Genomic DNA, 16,859 nt, shown 5'->3' with positions numbered 1-16,859 from the left:
ACAATTGCGATTGAAGGGGGGCTTGCAGATGAATGTTGTTATGGCCGGCATTCGCGGTACAATTGCGAACTCCACACGACGGGCAATAAACCATGCTATTTAACAACAATATCGACGATATGCTGCGCTATTTGGATCGTTTCTGCAAGGAAACGCAGATGATTGAAGTGGACAGTGTCTCGGATGAACAACTCAATTTAGCGCTTGATTTTCTAACGCTCGCCCACAAGCTCCGGTGCGATATTTACGCGACCAGTAACCGTAGTTGCTCACACTTTATTGGTGTTGGCGTGTTTGCTCTCTCACAAGAACGCGCACCACAAGGCAATTTGTTCCTAAAAGTAGAGAGCAATAACCTCTACCTTGCTTTTGAACTTGAAGACTGTAACGATGAGACGCTCTTAACGCCGTTGCGAGTGATTGATGCCTTGATGTATCTGGCCGAAAGTCAGGGAGAGGCTCTCCTTCCTGAAGACTACGTCAAGTAGCGACCTTTCCATGATTTCCGTTCTCAAACTTGAGCGGTTTTCTCCCCTGAAATTAGGCTAGCTGTTGTGAGTCTCTCGATAAGTTTTTGGTAGATGCTCAGCTAAAAAGTCCATCAGTACACGAATTTTCTTATTGTGTTGAACGTCTCGGTGACACGCTAGGTACAGGGGAAGTTTGGGGATGTCGATGCCAACCTTGATCTCTTGCAAGCCGAACGCTTCACACAAGTGTTTATGCGAGACCACAATACCGCCGTGATTTCGGGCTAATTCTAGGTGCATTGGCATAAAATCAGTACGAAAGAGAAATTGTTCATTGCGGATTTGCCAACCCAACTCTTGCCCGCCTTTCTCAAATTGTCGGTCTCGGTCGTAGCCGATAATTCGGTGTTGAAACAGCGCTTGAGCGTTATCTGGCGTGCCATTGACACGCAAATAGTCGCTGCTTGCGAAAAAGCCCAAAGGGATGTCAAACAGGCGTCGACAGATTAAATCTTGCTGTGTGGGTGGAAACATTCTAATCGCCACGTCCGCATCACGCTTGTCCAGACTGCTTACTTGATTACTTACTTCCACTTCGAGTGACACTTCTGGGTAGGTATCCATGAAAAGAGGCAAAATCTTAGGCAGATAATGCAGCGCAATCAGTTCGTTTGCTGAAAGTCGAATTCGTCCACTCAGTGATGTTGCTTGCCCCGCCGCAAGACGCGCTAAACGCTCTGCGCTCGCCTGCATGTTGCGGCACTCTTCCAATAAGCTTTCGCCAAATCCAGTCAGTGTTAGGCCTTGCGTACTGCGATCGAATAGGGGTTGTCCAAGGCGCTTTTCCATAAGCTGCAGTTGCCTGCTCAAGGTTGGCTGAGAGACGTCTAACGAGATTGCCGCTTGGCTGAGACTGCCGTGCTCGGCGATCGCCAGAAAGTAGTGCCACCATTGCCAATTGCTATTCATTTTTGCATATCCACTAGTAATTAATACGGCTTCATTATTCTCAGATGAATCTTAGAATAGTGTTATCGACTGGAGGGAACAAGATGAAAACTGCACTGATTTTAGGAATTTCTGGTAATTTTGGCGCGCAGATGGCAATGGCCTTGCATGGGGAAAACTGGCAAATACGAGCGTTAGTCCGAGATAAATCGAAAGCGCCAAATTGGATCTCATCAGAGAATGTTTGGGTGGGTGATGCTAGTGATGAGAAGGCTGTGGAGCAAGCGGCGGCTGGCGTTGACTTGATTGTTTACGGCGTTAATCCCACTTTTGACCGTTGGCCACAAGATGCGCTTAGGCTGCTAGAACCATCGGTTCGGGTTGCGGAAAAGCGCAATCTGCGCTTGCTGTTTCCTGGCAACGTATACAACTTCGCCCCAAGTTCTGAGCCAATCACAGAGGATACCTCGATGTCCCCTGTTACAGAGAAAGGCGTTATCCGCGTGAACATGGAGCAGAGGCTTCGTTTGGCGAGTCAGCAAGGAGCAAGTATTACCATTGTGCGGGCTGGGGATTACATCGGGCCAAAGACACAGCTCGGTTGGCTCGATGCCATCTTAAAGCAAAAACAGGATCGCGCTACGATGCAACTTCCTCATGATGAGCAGCACGTGCATTTCTGGTGTTATCTTCCTGACTTTTGCGCAAATACTGCGAAGCTGATGTCGCTCCCACAATCGCGTTTTGAAGTCTGGCATGACGAAGGATTAACACTGAGTCAAAAGGATTGGCAGCAGGCTTTTCTCGCCAATGGGCAGTTGCTCAAAACAACGCACTTTTCTTGGTGGTTGCTGAAAGTCATTGGCTTTTTTAAGCCAGTAATTGGCGAAGTGGTTAAGATGCGATATTTGTGGCAACAACCGGTTATTCTGAGTGGTAAAAAGATGAGAAAGGCGCTGGGTGAGAATTTCCAGTCCACACCGCTTTCCGAGATATTACTCACGCTACAAACGGGGCAATAGGCTCAAACTCGGTTCACTTACCACGTCATAAGTAGACTTTCACAGCGTAATCAAAAAGCCCACGGAAAAGCGCCAGCGTTTCCGTGGGAGGAAAGGGGAGAAAGGCAGTGGGAGCCGAATTACAACTTATCTGCCGAGACTGTTTTAATGGTCGGCCAGTTGTTGTCGGCATCTTGAATGAAGCCTTGGGTATCTTCTAACCAGCGTTTCTGGACGCTTTTATCAAGATTCAAATAGAGTTTTCCATCTTCCACTTTCCACGCTTGAGGGTCGGTTTCAAACTTCTTACCCATCGCCACGCCAAACGCACAGTAGCCACCGTATTGCGGTGCATACGCTTGTGGATCGGCTTTAAACTGATCTCGGTTTTCACTACTCGCGAAATGGTAAATGGCATTTTTGTATGTGGCGGTAAATTGTGGATTACCTTGAACGGCGCCTTCTTCGGTGAAGTAAGCGACAGGGTCATAGCCTTTAATGGCAAGATCGTTCGCGTCTACGCTCATGTCGATGTCTGCCGCCATCAGTGAAAAGCTAGTACCAAGCAACGCTGTCATCAGCGTCAATTTTTTTCCGGTCGATTTGGTGTGAGACATAACAAGCTCCTTGTCTGTATGAGTTATCTCTGATGAATAAATTAGCCGACCTCTCCGGTCTGTAGAGGGACTAAAAACCGAAAAACTGCGCGAATCGTCCGGAGGTTACATGGATTTGCTTTCTCAGTTGATGGAACACTTTTCAATACGCACAGGCGTGTTTCATTCGGGGCGCCTGTGCGGCATCTCCTCATTTAAAGATCGCAGTATCAATCAGGGCCATCTGCATGTATTGAATGCGGGTCACTTAAAACTGGTTAACGGCGAGGGGAAAGCTCAGCTCTTTACCCAGCCTTGTATCATTTATCTGCCGAATAGTGCCCCCCACACGATTGAAGCGGCTGGAGAAGGTGTAGAGTTGGTCTGTGCCAATGTGGAGTATCGAGCGGGGAAAATGAATCCCTTGTTGTCTGCGTTACCGGAGTTGATCGTTATTCCCTTTGAGTCTGCGCCGAGTTTAACGTCGGTTGTCGATATGTTGTTTACAGAGTCAGACAGCGCGAGCGTAGGTCAGCAGTTTTTAATGGATACATTGAGCGATACGCTGATGGCGCTGATCTTCCGCTATCTCATTGAGGCACAAAAAATCGAACGGGGGCTGTTTTCCGCATTGGCGCATCCGCGTCTAGAGCCGGTAGTGAGTGCAGTGCATCAGCTTCCTGCTCGTCATTTTCAAATTGCAGAGATGGCCGCATTGGCCGCGATGTCTCGCAGTCAGTTTACGGAGACATTTAAACAAGCGGTTGGAGAGACGCCAGGGGAGTACGTTCAGAAATGGCGAATCTCGGTGGCTCAGTCCTTGCTGCTACAAAGTAAACCTCTCAACTGGGTGGCCGATGAAGTGGGGTACAGTAGCTACTCGGGTTTTGCGCGAGCGTTTCAGCAGGTTTGTGGTGTGTCGCCCAGACAATGGTTGCAAGATAGAGCGAGCTAGTGTGCTTGCTTTTTGGGATAGGGGCTTTCTGCTATATTTGGCGAGTTGTGCTGTGCTTTATTCCATTTCGGCTCGCAGGGTTATGTTGCTGCTAAAGTTTGATTAATGGAAAATTAAGCCATTTAAACGTTTACTTTGAGTGAGCAGCATGAAAAAGGTGGACTTTGCGAAGGCGTTGTTCCATCCTGCCGCTCCTAATTCATTCAACCTAATCAATGAGACGAAGTGCCTGCTGAACATTTAATCAGCCTCCCGTATCTCATTAAGTAGTAAGGAGTTCAACTTGAACCTATTTGTAAGAGATCTTACCGTTATCGATTCTTCATACATCTGTGAAACCAGAGGGGTCGTAGGAGATAGTTGGATTTTAGACGTCACCATGTCTGGTGAGCTTAATGAGATGAGTATGGTGCTGGACTTTGGTCGCGTTAAAAAGCAGATCAAGCATCTGGTGGATGAATTTGTCGATCACCGTCTGCTTGTGCCGATGCAAAGCACAGCCATTGTGTATCAACCAAGCAAAGCGGGCTATGCAATGCTCGATGTACTGCGCGGAGAGAAGAGCCTTCACCTTCATTGCCCAAATGAAGCTTACTGCTTAATTGACTCTGACAAGATTACGATCGAGAGCATTACCAAGCATGTGTATGACATCCTTCGTGACAACCTGCCAAGCAACGTGACTGGTATCGAGATTACTCTACGCCATGAGAATATCGACGGGGCGTTTTATCACTATACCCATGGTCTGAAAAAGCACGATGGTAACTGCCAGCGTATTGCCCACGGTCACCGCTCGCCAGTAGAAATTTTGGTGGATGGTCAACGTGACAGTGAGCGAGAAGCGGCGTTTGCCCAGCGTTGGGAAGACATTTATTTAGGATCAGAAGAGGACGTAGTGACGCTGGATACGCTGAACCTAAGTGACAACGCTAGTGCCATTACTGATGAGAGTCATTATGGTTTTCGCTATACCGCGCCTCAAGGTGAGTTTGAGTTAGCCATTGCAAAGAGCGAAACCGAGATTCTGCCAACAGATACCACCGTTGAGCTGCTTGCAGGCTATATTGCTGATCAGGTTAAACCGACTTTAGACGCCGGGCAATCATTGCAAATCATTGCCTATGAAGGTGTTGGTAAAGGTGCAATGGCTTTTCGTTAAGTACTATTGATTGATCCAAAAGTACTGAAAAGGGTAAGTGATTCGTCACTTACCCTTTTTCATTTAGTTAAATGGTTAAACTTCGGCGGGGTCAGCGCTAGGCTCTGGCTTGGACCATTTGATAATCGCTCTGAGGTTCATCGAGAAGAAAATAATATTAGCAATGATCATTGCTAAACTTTCGGTAAGGTATCCCACTGCTACCCAACTAGTGTTACCACACATCATCAAAACAAAGCCGATTTTGTTTTTGTTTCCTATCTGCCAAATGGCAAGAAACGTCAGCACCATTGCTATCCAGTCAATGCCATAGTATTGAAAGTAATCCACTTTTTCTCCTTGTGAAAAGATCGTCAGAGTCGTAGGGCGTGTTCACATCAAACTAAGTCAGTTGTTGAGCCCTGAAGTACACCTTAGGTGAGATTGTCATTGATGGTCTTCTTACCACACTTTTCACAGATGCTATGCCGCGAGAAGTCATCCATTGTCGCTTCAAATGCGCCCACTGCAGCGCTCTTAATAAAGCCGCTGAAGAAGTCTTTGATTTTATTTGCCTTGGGCTCATCTCGGACGAGTACCACAATGTGATTGGTGCTCATATCACAGTGCGAGCAATATTGCGTTTCATTGTTTGTCAGCATTCGGCATCCAACTTTATTGCCTTAATTTATACGTAAGCTAACAAATAATTGCTGAGCTTATATTTAGTAAGGTCACAGCTACGAGGAAACTTGTTGTGGCTTTCTATCAATATTAGATGGCCATATGCTGCGCCAAAAAGTCATACACTAAGCGGACTCTTTTACTGGTGTGCAATTCGCGGTGACTCACCAGCCACGCATCGATTTCAAAAGGGTTGAAGTGTTCTTTAAACGCGATGCGTAAATCTGGATGGGCGCGAGCAATGTGCTCGGGTAAGAGGATGAGCGTTCGCGTATGTAGAGCCAACTGCCATTGAACCAATTGATTGTTGCACACTAGAGTAAATGGATTGTGTTTGAGTTGCCAGTTCGAGTGCTTGAGGTGTTGTGTTAGATGGTCTGTGTAATCAAAACCGATGATCTGGACGTTAGCGACCTCGTTCGGTGACTTACCTTCAAAGCTGTTGACCAACTCTTTGCGCCCATAAAGGTACACGGTCTCCCGGCCGATTTTTTTGGCAATCAGATCAAGGTCGGTGGGCCTTTGATAGCGCAGGGCGATATCCGCTTCTCGACGTTTCAAATCGCTGACTTGATTGGAGACGATCAATTCGATATCGATGTTTGGCGCTAACTCGTTAAGCTGACTGACTAACGGCGGAAAGCGAAAAAACGCATCGAGCTCGGTAAGAGAAATACTCACTTTACCCGCGATGCTTTCATCTTGGCCAAGAGCAGTCAGTAACAGTTGGTTGGCGGACTCGGCCATGTGGCTCACATGCTGATAGAGTTTTTGGCCACTGTCGGTAAGTACCAGTTTCTTGCCTACTCGCTCGAACAGCGTGAGTTTTAGCTCGTGCTCAAAGGCCGCAATTTGGCGTCCAAGCGTTGGCTGGCTCATATTGAGCGCTCGTCCGGCAGCCGAGAATGACCCTTCCTCGGCAACCACAAGAAAGGCGCGAGCATGATTCCAATCAAACTGAATGTGTTTCCAATCCATGAATCGTTCCTAATCCATTCAATAATGAATGATTGTTATACACTACTGGTGGATTTCCAAACAATTTTGAATTGTTAAACTGACTGCTCATCCAATAGATGAAGGAAATGGCGATGAAAGTGGTGGTTTTAGGCGCAACAGGTGCAACGGGACGTTTGGTTGTCGCGCAGTTATTGGACTCTGGGTGCCAAGTGACTGCGCTGGTGAGAAACTTAAGTGTGTTAGAGGCACATGCACATCTTCAACAGGTTAAGGAAACCGCCTTATCAATGGAGAGTGAACAGCTTGAGTCCTTACTGGCCGACAGTGATGCGCTTGTCTGTTGTTTAGGCCATAACCTGACGTTGCAAGGTGTGTATGGCGCACCCAGAATGCTTGTCCGAGATAGCCTGCAGAGAGTGGCGTCTTTACTCTCAGTGAAGAGAGAGCAACCGCTTAAGATCGCATTAATGAGCTCCACGGGCGTTCGCAACGTGTTGTTAAAAGAGTCTGTTCCATCGCTAGAACGGTCGATCAATGTCTTGCTGCGCTGGCTGCTCCCTCCTCATCGCGACAATGAACGCGCTGCGCAGTTTCTCCAACGTCAAGGAAGTCGCCATCACGCTCTCCAATGGGTGATGGTGCGCCCAGACACGTTAATTGATAGGGGCGAGGTTAGCGAATACTCATGGCACTCTAGCCCAACACGGAGCGCATTGTTTAACGCAGGGGAGACGAGTCGAATTAATGTTGCTCACGCGCTATGTCAGTTGGTGTTGGACGGCTCTCTGTGGCAACAATGGCAGTCTAAAACGCCAGTCATCTATAACGTCGAGTGATACACCATTTTCGTTACTCAGTGTGCGGACGATTGTCATTAAGGGGGTGCAAGTAAATATTTGAAAATTAGGCAGTCGTTTCAGGTAGTGGGTTTTCCTTGTCTATACTTGTTAGAGCGTCTTTTCGGTCATTAACTCAAGGAAGAGCATACACATGATTCATCGGCTGATTACATTATTCGCGTTGGTGGTGAGCTTTAACGCATACAGTATACCCACCCCACAAGGTGAGCCCATTTTGTGGGTCAACGGCAATCTGAGCCAACTCAATACAGGTGATGGCGTTGTGTTTGATGAGCAAATGCTGCAATCGCTAGATATCCAAAGTATCACGACAAGCAATCATGTTGTCAGCCAAGCGGTGGAGTATCGCGGCCCGACGTTCAAGAGTTTGCTTGATTATGTGGGTGCGAAAGGCACACATGTTCGTATTACTGCGTGGGATGATTATGTAGTGAGGATAGCCGTCAGTGATATAGAGAAATACGGCGTCCTACTGGCAACCCATGAAGCGGGAAACAAAATGACGCTTGATGACAAAGGCCCATTATTCGTGGTGTTTCCATTTAGCGATTATCCAGAGTTAAGAAACGATCTTTATTACAGCCTATCTGTATGGCAAGTGAAGGAAGTGTTTGTTGAATAGCACACGGGTAAGTCAACACCGACATGTTCGGCGACTTGTTATGGTTGCAATCGGGGCACTGTGCTTTGCGCTTATTTTATTGATTGTGAACTTCTTTTCATCATTAATCGAAATCCGCAACATCTCTCCTCAGCCTTACGTCACCATTGTGAGCAATAACATAGCGGCTAAAAACAAGCTTCTGTTGTTAAAAGCGGAGTTACAGCGTTTTGAACTGGCGCCATCGGTTCAATCGTTACGAAGTTTGCAAATAAAAGCGAGAGTTTACAAGTCCAGCATACTGCAAGATTTTAACTCTAGGCGGACATTGAATGTTCACGAGCAGTATGGTGACGTTACCATACTGAAAAAAATCGTTTCCCAGTTGGAAGTGTCATCCGCGTTGATCCAGCAGATAACGCTAGACAACAGTCAGCCCCTTAAAATTGCTTCTCAAAAAGTGGATGATATCTATGTGATGCTCAACAGCTATCTCTCCCACTTCATTTCTCAAGTTCAAAAAGACCAATTGCAGTTCAATCAACACAAAGAAGATATCTACAAAGGACAGTTTTTCAATTTAGGTATTATTTTGCTGTGTACCATCGCGATGATATTGATTGTTTCGTGGTTGTACTTTAGTCAGACCAAGTTGAGCCGAGACTTAACCGAGCGGACGTTAAAGCTGGAAGAGGCAAGGCAGCTTGCAGAGCAAAGTGCAATAGCGAAAGCACGATTTTTAGCTAACATGTCCCATGAGATGCGTACCCCTCTGAACGCGATCATCGGGCTGAGCCAGAAAGAGCATTATCTCGCGAGCGATGAACAAGTAAAAAACTATGCGTCATTAATTAATCGTTCTGGTCAGCACTTATTGAAATTGATCAACAGTGTGTTGGATCTCAGTAAGATTGAGCAAGGAAATGTCACTTTGTACGAAGAGCGCTTCTACTGCAGCGAGCTCATCGATGCCGCCAAGACTGTTTTTGTGGAGGCGGGTAAAGAGGATGTGGATGTGTTTTTTTCCCATCAATTAGCGGCTGACTATTTGCTTATGGCCGATAAAACTAAGTTGCTGCAAGTGATTACAAACCTTGGCTACAACTCACTAAAGTTTACCCACCATGGCCATGTTGAAGTCAATCTTACGCTGGATTCTCAATTACAAAGGTTGATTCTGACCGTCTCCGATACCGGGATAGGCATGAGCGAAGCGCAACTTGGGCAGGTCTTTAATGAATTTACCCAAGCGGACGATTCTATTTCTCGTCTTTACGGGGGAACCGGCTTAGGCTTATCGATTAGCCAATCGTTAGTTGAACTAATGGGAGGCAAAATCGACGTTGAGAGTGAGCTTGAGAAAGGGACAACCTTTACCGTCCGAGTTCCTGTGATGTTAATGGAGCAAAAGCCGAAAGTCCCCACCGCCGCTACAGGACAAAAAGTACGAGTACAGGCGTCCAACGAATTTGCTGAGCGCCTTATCAAGCGTGAGTTAATCAATGCAGACTTATATGATGAGGACGCGGAGATGACGCTCACTTATCTTTCAGGCAGAGAAGCGCTACCGAATGAGGCGCTGAATCGACATCATATTGTGTTGTGCAACGCGACAATGGCCCTTGACCAAGATGATGTGTTCAGAGTGAGCAAACCCTACGACTTTTTCTCTGTCGCGAATGCCATTGGTTCAATGGCTATGGGAGCAGAGCGAGTGCCCGACACCGATTCGCAGTCATTTCCTAACTCCTTGCGTGTGCTGGTGGTTGAGGATATGGAAATTAACCAGATCGTCGCGCAGAAGATGTTATCACTATTGAATGTGGACGCGACCATTGTCAATAATGGCCAAGAGTGTCTCGACTGTCTGCAAAACCAAGAATTTGATGTGATTTTCATGGACATTCAAATGCCCGTTATGGATGGGTTAGAAACGCTCAAGCAGATCACGCGCCATCAACTCGCGCCAAACTCAGCCATTATTGCACTCACCGCCAATACCTTTGATAGTGATGTGAACGCGTACTTGAGTGCAGGGTTTGATGATGTGTTGGCGAAACCCTTTCAACTGGAGTGGATGCGTGAAATGCTCGAAAAATATGCATAAAAGGCATTGAACCACCGTTTATTGTGTGCTCTACTCTCGCCCCCAATTTTATTGCCTATACAAGGAGTTGCAGTGCGTAGAGTAAATGTGGTTGGCACCAGTGGAAGTGGTAAATCGACGTTTAGTGCCGAGCTTGCGAAAGTGCTGGGTTGTCAGCATATCGAAATGGATACTCTTTTCTGGCTACCGAATTGGCAAGAGTCTAGCGATGAGGTGTTTTTCTCTAATATTGAACGTGCGTTAGACTGCCCTAGTTGGGTATTGGATGGTAATTACAATCGTACTCGTGAAACCAAATGGAGAGATGTTGATACGGTGATCTGGATTGACTACTCCTTCGCTCGAACTTTGCTTCAAGCGGTAAAGCGGGCGATTCACCGAGTGTGGACCGGTCAAGAGCTTTGGCCAAATACGGGCAATAGAGAGACATTCCAAAAATCGTTTTGTAGCAAAGACTCCATTATTGCTTGGACAATAAGAACGTATTATTCAAACCGAGAACGATACTTAGACGACATGCGCAACCCTGATTATCAACACATCCACTTTATTCGGCTTGGTAGTCCGAAAGAGTGCCAAGCTTTTCTGTCGCACATCACACAGCCTTCTTGCCCCTAATAGTGGATCAAAAAAGCCCGCGACTGTGTCGCGGGCTTTGTCTTATAAAGCTCAAATTACACTGTAAATCGGTCAACCAATTCGTATAGCTCGTTGGCTCTGTGGTTGAGCTCTTGGCTGCCCGCACGGTTCTCGTTCGCCAGTTCAGCAGACTGTGCACTTTGGTCTGAAATCACCACGATGCGCTGTGAAATCTCCTGACCCACTAGGCTTTGCTCTTCGGTTGCCGTTGCGATCAGGGAGTTCATGTCCATGATGGTGCCAATCGACTCTTGAATCTGAATCAATGCTCGAGCGGCTGCGTTGGCTTCTTCAACGGTGCCCGCGCCACGTTTTTGGCTGGATTCCATGGCTTTTACAGCGTCGTCAGAAGCGGCTTTTAATTGCTCGATCATTTTATGGATTTCACCCGTACTGTCTTGAGTACGGCTCGCCAGTTTACGGACTTCATCGGCAACGACAGCAAAGCCTCGGCCTTGCTCCCCTGCTCGTGCTGCCTCAATCGCTGCGTTCAGTGCTAACAGGTTGGTTTGTTCGGCAATATCTTGAATAACCTCAAGAGAAGATGAAATGTTTTGGACATCGCCTTCTAAGCGAGAAATTACCCCACTAGCCTGCGAGACTTCTTCCGCTAGCGCTTCCACCGATTGCGCCGCAGAGTTAACAATATTTTGCGCGTCTTTGGCATTATCGTCCGCTTCTTTTGCTGACTGAGCGGCTTGATTCGCGTTGCTTGAAATCTCGGTTGCCGTGGTGGTCATCTCTGTCATTGCTGTAGCAACTTGCTCTGTTTCTTCACGTTGACCTGATGCGAGTTCATCTACCTTGGCTGCACGTTGAGACATGTTGGTTGTTTCTGACACGACTTGTTGGCCCACATCACTCACGCTACGAATGATGTTTTGCAGGCTGGAAACAAAGGCGTTGAAGTTTTTGCTGAGTTGGGCGAATTCAGGCGCTTTGAAATCTTCCATTCGTGCCGTTAGATCTGCATCACCACTAGCAAACGAACGGATTGAGTCGTCAAACATCTCCAGCGGTTTCATGATGGTGCGGTTAACCGCAACGGCGAAGATACCAACAATGATCGCGATAACTAAACAGAAAACGATAATAGCGGAAAGTGTGGTTTGTAGTGCGCTGTTGGTGGCTTCTTCCATCTCGGCAATGATCGCGTCGATGTCATCGGTGTAAAAGCCTGTGCCAAGCATTAAATCCCACTCTGGAACAAAAATGGAGTAACTCAGCTTTGGCAGGGCTACCGTTTCACCAGGCTTTGGAAAGTAATACGTGGTGAACTCACCCGTTTTCGCATTGCGAATCAGGTCTTGGATAAGGTAGTTCCCCTGCTTATCTTGCAGGTTCCACATATTGTCACCAATCCCTGCTTCGCTTTTCCCTTGTACTCGGCGAATCCCTTTGGAGTCGTAGCCGAATACATAGCCTGTTTTGCCGTATTCTAGGGTTTTCAGCGTTGGGTACGCTTCTTCAAATGAAGCGCCTTTATCAAGGAAGGGTTGAATGGCTGATTTTGCCATTTGCAGATAGTTTCTTAATTCCGCCTTCTTCATGTTCATCATGTTGGTGCGGGTGATTTCGATTTGCTCGTTGTTCAGTTCATTGGTTTTGATGTACGTAAAACTGAGCATGCCCAAAGCAATAACGAGCAGTGGCACAAGCGCTAAAATATAGAGGCGGCTTTTGATTGTAAGACTCATACAAACATCCTGATTCCGTGATGCCTTAACACAGTAATTGTCGTTAAGTGTTGTTAAAGTAGTTGTTGTTATAGATTTAATAGTAGTCAATCTTAAGTTTATCGTGCATAAGATTAGCTAATTTATCGGCAGTCATCTGTGATTCTTGATGATTAATTAGGCATCAGTTATTAGACATTAGTACTAGGTCAGCGGGAACATTGACCGCTGTCACATTTACTCTTTCCTGTCAGCCACTTAGAGACGGTATAGCGGTGGCTTTTTTGCTGGTTTACGAGGTGGAGTGGGAAATGACAAAGGGTGCGGTTTCGCACCCACATAAGGTTTATAGGGTAAGAGTGTTTAGATAAGAGCCGCTGTTGGTGTTTGGCGTGTAGCGCGAGGAATTGTCATCGGTGTTTTGCTCTCCGGATCTTCAATCACTCTGGCGTCTAAATTAAACACTTCAGAAAGCATCTGCTCTGTGAATACTTTTTTTGGTGAGCCTTGGTCATAAATAGTCTGTTTATGCACGATCACGAGTTGGTCAGCATATCGACATGCCTGATTTAGATCGTGAAGCACGACGATGACGGTTTTTCCATAGCGGTCTACTAAGTCTCTTGCAATGTCTAAAAGTTCATATTGGTGTGACATATCCAAATAGGTGGTGGGCTCATCCAACAAAATGGTTTCAGTGTCTTGTGCGAGCACCATAGCTATCCAAGCGCGTTGTCTTTGGCCCCCGGATAGAGCGGACACTGAGCGATCAGCTAGGTCACTTATATCTGCGAGCTTCATCGCTTTGTCGACATGTTCCTTGTCGTCATCACTGAGTTGACCAAGAAAGTTTAAGTACGGCGCACGTCCGTAGCTGACCAACTGTTTTACCGTTACGCCTTCAGGGGTAATGGGCGTTTGTGGCAGCATAGATATTCTTTTTGCTAACAGTTTGGTGTCTATTTGGTATGTGTTTTGACCATCAGCCAATGTTATTTGGCCGGATTGAGCGCGAATATTGCCATTAATTGTTTTGAGCAGTGTTGATTTTCCACAGCCATTTGCACCAATTAATGCGGTTAGGTGATTGTTTTTAAATGCGCAGCTAACTTGGTCTAACACTAGCTTATCGCTATAACGTACAGTGAGATCTAGGATATTGATTGCGTTCATATCGATTACCAATGTTTGTAGCGGCTTAATAAGAAAATGAAGTATGGACCACCGATCATGGCAGTCATGACACCAGCAGGGAGCTCGGTTGGGGGCATTAGAATTCGGGCAAACAAATCGGCACTTAACAGTAAGCTGCCGCCTATCAACATGCATACAGGTATCAATGCTATGTGCCGGTTCCCCAGAAGAAAACGTGCCGCATGAGGTGCAATTAGGCCAATAAAGCCGATGTTGCCGCAAACGGATACCGCGACACAAGCCAGGGTGATTGCAACGCACAAGGTCAGGAGTCTCACTTTATCGATGTTCACACCTAACCCCTGTGCTGTTTCATCGCCTAATGCGAACAAATCCAACTTGTAGGCAAGAACAACCGCGATAGGCAGCAATGCTAATAAGAAGCCGATAAGGTAGGGAATGTGCGTCCAGTTACGCCCCCAAACGGACCCCGTTAACCAAATCATTGAAACGTTGATTTCCAAGGGGAAAGCAAGCAAAAGAAAATCGACGCCTGCGCTAAATAGCGCCGCCAGAGCGACCCCAATCAGTGCGAGAGCGGCTGCATGGTTGAGAACGTGCCTGGCGAGGGAAAATAGTACTAACGTTGCGATACCACCGCCCATCATAGCAATGAAGGGAAACAGAGTCGCGGATACATCGGGAAACATGGCATTCACTGCTACGACCGCTAAACTCGCTCCAGTCGTAACGCCAAGAATATCGGGCGACGCGAGAGGGTTTCTGACAATACCTTGTACCAGCAATCCAGATAAAGCTAACGAAGCACCCACGAGTGTTGCGACTAACATTCGGGGTAGACGGTAACCCATGACAATGAACTCATTATCACTAGAATCGCCAAGCAGTGTATTGACCACCTCTGTCGCTGATATTTGTACTGCGCCCGCTCCAACATGCCAGATTGCAAATAGAAGCCAGACAACAAAAAGGGACAAGGTTACTTTGATCGCGTTAGGCATATTGCTTTTTAACCTGTTTTTTGGCCAGTAGGAGGAAGAAACTCGCGCCAATAAAGTTAGTCAGAATGCCGACTGGACTCTCTGAACCTCGGGCTAGTAGTTGAGTAATTGCGTCTGCGTAGACCAATAAATTGGCACCAAGTAGAGCGCAGACTGGCACGAGTAGGCGAAGATCATGCCCGACTAAGCTGCGCGAAAGATGGGGAATGACTAGACCAATGAAAGCGATGGGCCCCGCTACAGACACAGACGCTGCGATTAGCAAAATGAGCGTTAAACTCGTACCGATGCGTACGAGGGCAAGCTTCCCACCCAAGTTTTTCATCATGGATTCACCCAAGGCAAGCAGGTTAAGTTGGTAGCTTAGGTACAGTGCAGCGGCAAGACCGACAAGCAAACTCCAATAGAGCACCTGTACGTGGCCCCAATCTACATTCGCTATCGTACCTGTTATCCAATGCATAACCCCATAAGCGCTTTCGTCGGCAAGAATAACGGCGGCACGAGTAAGAGATAAGAAAAGGAAGTTCAGAGCAACGCCCGCGAGCACAACGCGCACGGGATTGACTTGATGTTGGTGCAACCCTGCAAGGAAAAAGACCGCAAGCCCCGCGATCGTTGCGCCGATAAAGGTGACGACCAATATCGGTAGAGCGGAAAACCAGCCGATAAGTCCGGTAGAGGCAAAAGCAAACGCAAAGGAAGCGCCTGCACTCACACCAAAAACTGAGGGGGAAGCGATAGGGTTTCTTGTCAATGCCTGCATCAATAAACCCGCGACAGCCAGACTGGCTCCCACACCAACAGCGCACAACACTCTCGGTAGGCGCACTTCCTTGATGATGTGCTGATGGATTTCGTTACCCGTTGCACCGATTAACCAATGCCAAACGTCAATCCACCCCATTTCGAAATCGGAGCCAACAAACAAAGACCAGCCAAAGCCGAGCACGAGTAGCCCTAAAACGACAGGGATGAAAACAGAAAAACGCCAGCGGGACGCTGGCGCGGAGAGGGCTAATTGAGACATCACTGAACCAGATTTACGACTTGCTCTGCCATGATTTCAGCGGCGATCATCCCACGGTTGAGAGACCATAGACGTGGATCGGTTTCAACATATTTGTCATTTTTGACCGCTGTCATCACCTTCCAAAGACCGTTTTTCTTAAACTCGTCAATCGCTGTTTCATCGCCATACTCACCAACCAATAAGTAGTCAGGGTTAGCTTTTAATAGGCGCTCCATGGTGATACGCACATAAGCCTTTTCCGTTTCTTCCGGCACTGGGGAATTTAGGCCCAATCGATTAATGACACCACCTGCGTAGGCTTTAGGAGTATGCATGGTGACGCCGCGTGAACTTGATACGGCAAAAAGGACTGAGGCGTCAGAATTGATTTTTGTGGCGTATTCATCCATGCGAGCGCTGTGCTCGGCAACCAGCTGTTTCATCTCATCTTCACGATCAAATGCGGCTGCGACTTTCACGACAGCCTTGAGGTTATCCTCGTAAGTTTCCCCGCGGCTTTTGAGGATTAGAGTCGGTGCAATTCGTTTGAGGTCTTCGTAAATAGCTTCGTGACGTTCGCGGTCAGCAATGATGAGATCCGGTTTTAGTGATGCAATCACTTCTAAGCTCGGCTGAGAACGTTTACCAAGTGATGTCCAATCGTCACCAATTCGAGCGCGAATCGGCTCTATTACTCGTGTTTTATCACCATCATCGGCGACGCCAATGGGTTTAACGTCTAAGTTAGCTAGGGCATCAACAAAAGAAAATTCTAGGGCAACAACTCTTTTTGGTACCGATTCTAAAACCAGTTCACCAAGTTCATCTTGAACCGTTATTTTGGCATTAGCGCTAAACGCTAAACATAAAGTGGCTAGCAATGCGATTGATTTATTAAACATAGTATTCCATCCGTTTTGTATACGTGTGGATTATCACAAGAAAACAAACTCATAAAAATGCTAATGATAATAAATATTAGTTGTATTTGAGTTTAAGTGATGGAAATCACGGTAATATGAAACTGTCTGAAATGGAATGGCGAACGTAGGA

The 16,859-nt window shown here is 46.9% G+C and carries 18 protein-coding genes; 8 read left to right on the top strand and 10 right to left on the bottom strand.

Going from position 1 to position 16,859, the window contains the following annotated elements; translation table 11 throughout:
• The first annotated feature begins 92 nt into the window (after positions 1-92).
• Positions 93-488: a hypothetical protein gene (locus RJ47_RS03805; protein WP_005469325.1), complete on the top strand. Its 396-nt coding sequence runs from the start codon at positions 93-95 to the stop codon at positions 486-488.
• Between the two features lie 57 nt (positions 489-545).
• Here RJ47_RS03805 and RJ47_RS03800 read toward each other — a convergent pair whose 3' ends face one another.
• On the bottom strand, positions 546-1,439 hold the full coding sequence (locus RJ47_RS03800) for a LysR family transcriptional regulator (RefSeq protein WP_039481534.1): 894 nt from the start codon (positions 1,437-1,439) through the stop codon (positions 546-548).
• A gap of 83 nt (positions 1,440-1,522) precedes the next feature.
• Here RJ47_RS03800 and RJ47_RS03795 point away from each other — a divergent pair, with 83 nt between their 5' ends.
• Complete coding sequence (locus RJ47_RS03795) at positions 1,523-2,440, top strand: NAD(P)H-binding protein (RefSeq protein WP_039481531.1); 918 nt, start codon at positions 1,523-1,525, stop codon at positions 2,438-2,440.
• A 119-nt stretch (positions 2,441-2,559) separates the two neighbouring features.
• On the opposite strand, the gene RJ47_RS03790 is transcribed toward RJ47_RS03795, so the two are convergent.
• The gene (locus RJ47_RS03790) at positions 2,560-3,036 is read right to left on the bottom strand and encodes a YHS domain-containing (seleno)protein (RefSeq protein ID WP_038135431.1); all 477 of its coding nucleotides are present in this window, start codon (positions 3,034-3,036) and stop codon (positions 2,560-2,562) included.
• Positions 3,037-3,145: 109 nt separating this feature from the next.
• Here RJ47_RS03790 and RJ47_RS03785 point away from each other — a divergent pair, with 109 nt between their 5' ends.
• Both RJ47_RS03785 and RJ47_RS03780 read left to right on the top strand, forming a co-directional pair.
• On the top strand, positions 3,146-3,970 hold the full coding sequence (locus tag RJ47_RS03785) for an AraC family transcriptional regulator (protein ID WP_039481528.1): 825 nt from the start codon (positions 3,146-3,148) through the stop codon (positions 3,968-3,970).
• Between the two features lie 283 nt (positions 3,971-4,253).
• Positions 4,254-5,132 (top strand): 6-pyruvoyl trahydropterin synthase family protein, encoded by an 879-nt coding sequence (locus tag RJ47_RS03780; RefSeq protein ID WP_039481525.1) that lies wholly within the window; start codon positions 4,254-4,256, stop codon positions 5,130-5,132.
• Positions 5,133-5,207: 75 nt separating this feature from the next.
• Here the strand turns inward: RJ47_RS03780 and RJ47_RS03775 are convergent, their stop codons facing one another.
• The 3 genes from RJ47_RS03775 to RJ47_RS03765 all read right to left on the bottom strand — a co-directional run bounded on the left by RJ47_RS03775 (position 5,208) and on the right by RJ47_RS03765 (position 6,773).
• On the bottom strand, positions 5,208-5,462 hold the full coding sequence (locus tag RJ47_RS03775) for a nicotinamide mononucleotide transporter (protein WP_038135425.1): 255 nt from the start codon (positions 5,460-5,462) through the stop codon (positions 5,208-5,210).
• Between the two features lie 83 nt (positions 5,463-5,545).
• Positions 5,546-5,773: a hypothetical protein gene (locus RJ47_RS03770; protein WP_038212151.1), complete on the bottom strand. Its 228-nt coding sequence runs from the start codon at positions 5,771-5,773 to the stop codon at positions 5,546-5,548.
• A gap of 112 nt (positions 5,774-5,885) precedes the next feature.
• The gene (locus RJ47_RS03765) at positions 5,886-6,773 is read right to left on the bottom strand and encodes a LysR family transcriptional regulator (protein WP_039481513.1); all 888 of its coding nucleotides are present in this window, start codon (positions 6,771-6,773) and stop codon (positions 5,886-5,888) included.
• 113 nt (positions 6,774-6,886) lie between these two features.
• Between RJ47_RS03765 and RJ47_RS03760 the strand changes: the two genes are divergently transcribed.
• The 4 genes from RJ47_RS03760 (at position 6,887) to RJ47_RS03745 (ending at position 10,941) form a co-directional block, all read left to right on the top strand.
• On the top strand, positions 6,887-7,591 hold the full coding sequence (locus tag RJ47_RS03760; RefSeq protein ID WP_038212147.1) for an NAD(P)-dependent oxidoreductase: 705 nt from the start codon (positions 6,887-6,889) through the stop codon (positions 7,589-7,591).
• A 154-nt stretch (positions 7,592-7,745) separates the two neighbouring features.
• Positions 7,746-8,237, top strand: a complete 492-nt coding sequence (locus RJ47_RS03755; RefSeq protein WP_039481510.1) for a hypothetical protein — start codon at positions 7,746-7,748, stop codon at positions 8,235-8,237.
• 40 nt (positions 8,238-8,277) lie between these two features.
• Positions 8,278-10,323 carry an ATP-binding protein gene (locus tag RJ47_RS03750; RefSeq protein ID WP_039481507.1) on the top strand — a complete coding sequence of 682 codons (2,046 nt, stop codon included), beginning with the start codon at positions 8,278-8,280 and terminating at the stop codon, positions 10,321-10,323.
• Positions 10,324-10,395: 72 nt separating this feature from the next.
• The gene (locus RJ47_RS03745) at positions 10,396-10,941 is read left to right on the top strand and encodes an AAA family ATPase (protein ID WP_039481504.1); all 546 of its coding nucleotides are present in this window, start codon (positions 10,396-10,398) and stop codon (positions 10,939-10,941) included.
• A gap of 56 nt (positions 10,942-10,997) precedes the next feature.
• Here RJ47_RS03745 and RJ47_RS03740 read toward each other — a convergent pair whose 3' ends face one another.
• From RJ47_RS03740 to RJ47_RS03720, 5 genes are all read right to left on the bottom strand, one after another.
• Entirely contained in the window at positions 10,998-12,659 is a 1,662-nt protein-coding gene (locus RJ47_RS03740) for a methyl-accepting chemotaxis protein (protein WP_038188090.1), read from the bottom strand.
• A 342-nt stretch (positions 12,660-13,001) separates the two neighbouring features.
• Complete coding sequence (locus tag RJ47_RS03735; protein WP_039481501.1) at positions 13,002-13,811, bottom strand: ABC transporter ATP-binding protein; 810 nt, start codon at positions 13,809-13,811, stop codon at positions 13,002-13,004.
• A gap of 5 nt (positions 13,812-13,816) precedes the next feature.
• Positions 13,817-14,794 carry a FecCD family ABC transporter permease gene (locus tag RJ47_RS03730; RefSeq protein WP_039481499.1) on the bottom strand — a complete coding sequence of 326 codons (978 nt, stop codon included), beginning with the start codon at positions 14,792-14,794 and terminating at the stop codon, positions 13,817-13,819.
• Positions 14,787-15,824 (bottom strand): FecCD family ABC transporter permease, encoded by a 1,038-nt coding sequence (locus RJ47_RS03725; protein WP_039481496.1) that lies wholly within the window; start codon positions 15,822-15,824, stop codon positions 14,787-14,789. Before RJ47_RS03725 ends, RJ47_RS03730 begins: the two co-directional genes overlap by 8 nt.
• Positions 15,824-16,708: a Fe(3+) dicitrate ABC transporter substrate-binding protein gene (locus RJ47_RS03720; protein WP_039481493.1), complete on the bottom strand. Its 885-nt coding sequence runs from the start codon at positions 16,706-16,708 to the stop codon at positions 15,824-15,826. The genes RJ47_RS03725 and RJ47_RS03720 overlap by 1 nt, the downstream gene beginning before the upstream one ends.
• Between the last annotated feature and the right edge of the window lie 151 nt (positions 16,709-16,859).

The organism is Vibrio sinaloensis, assembly GCF_000808535.1.
Classification (GTDB): domain Bacteria; phylum Pseudomonadota; class Gammaproteobacteria; order Enterobacterales; family Vibrionaceae; genus Vibrio; species Vibrio sinaloensis_D.
This window is presented reverse-complemented; position numbering and strand designations above follow the sequence as displayed.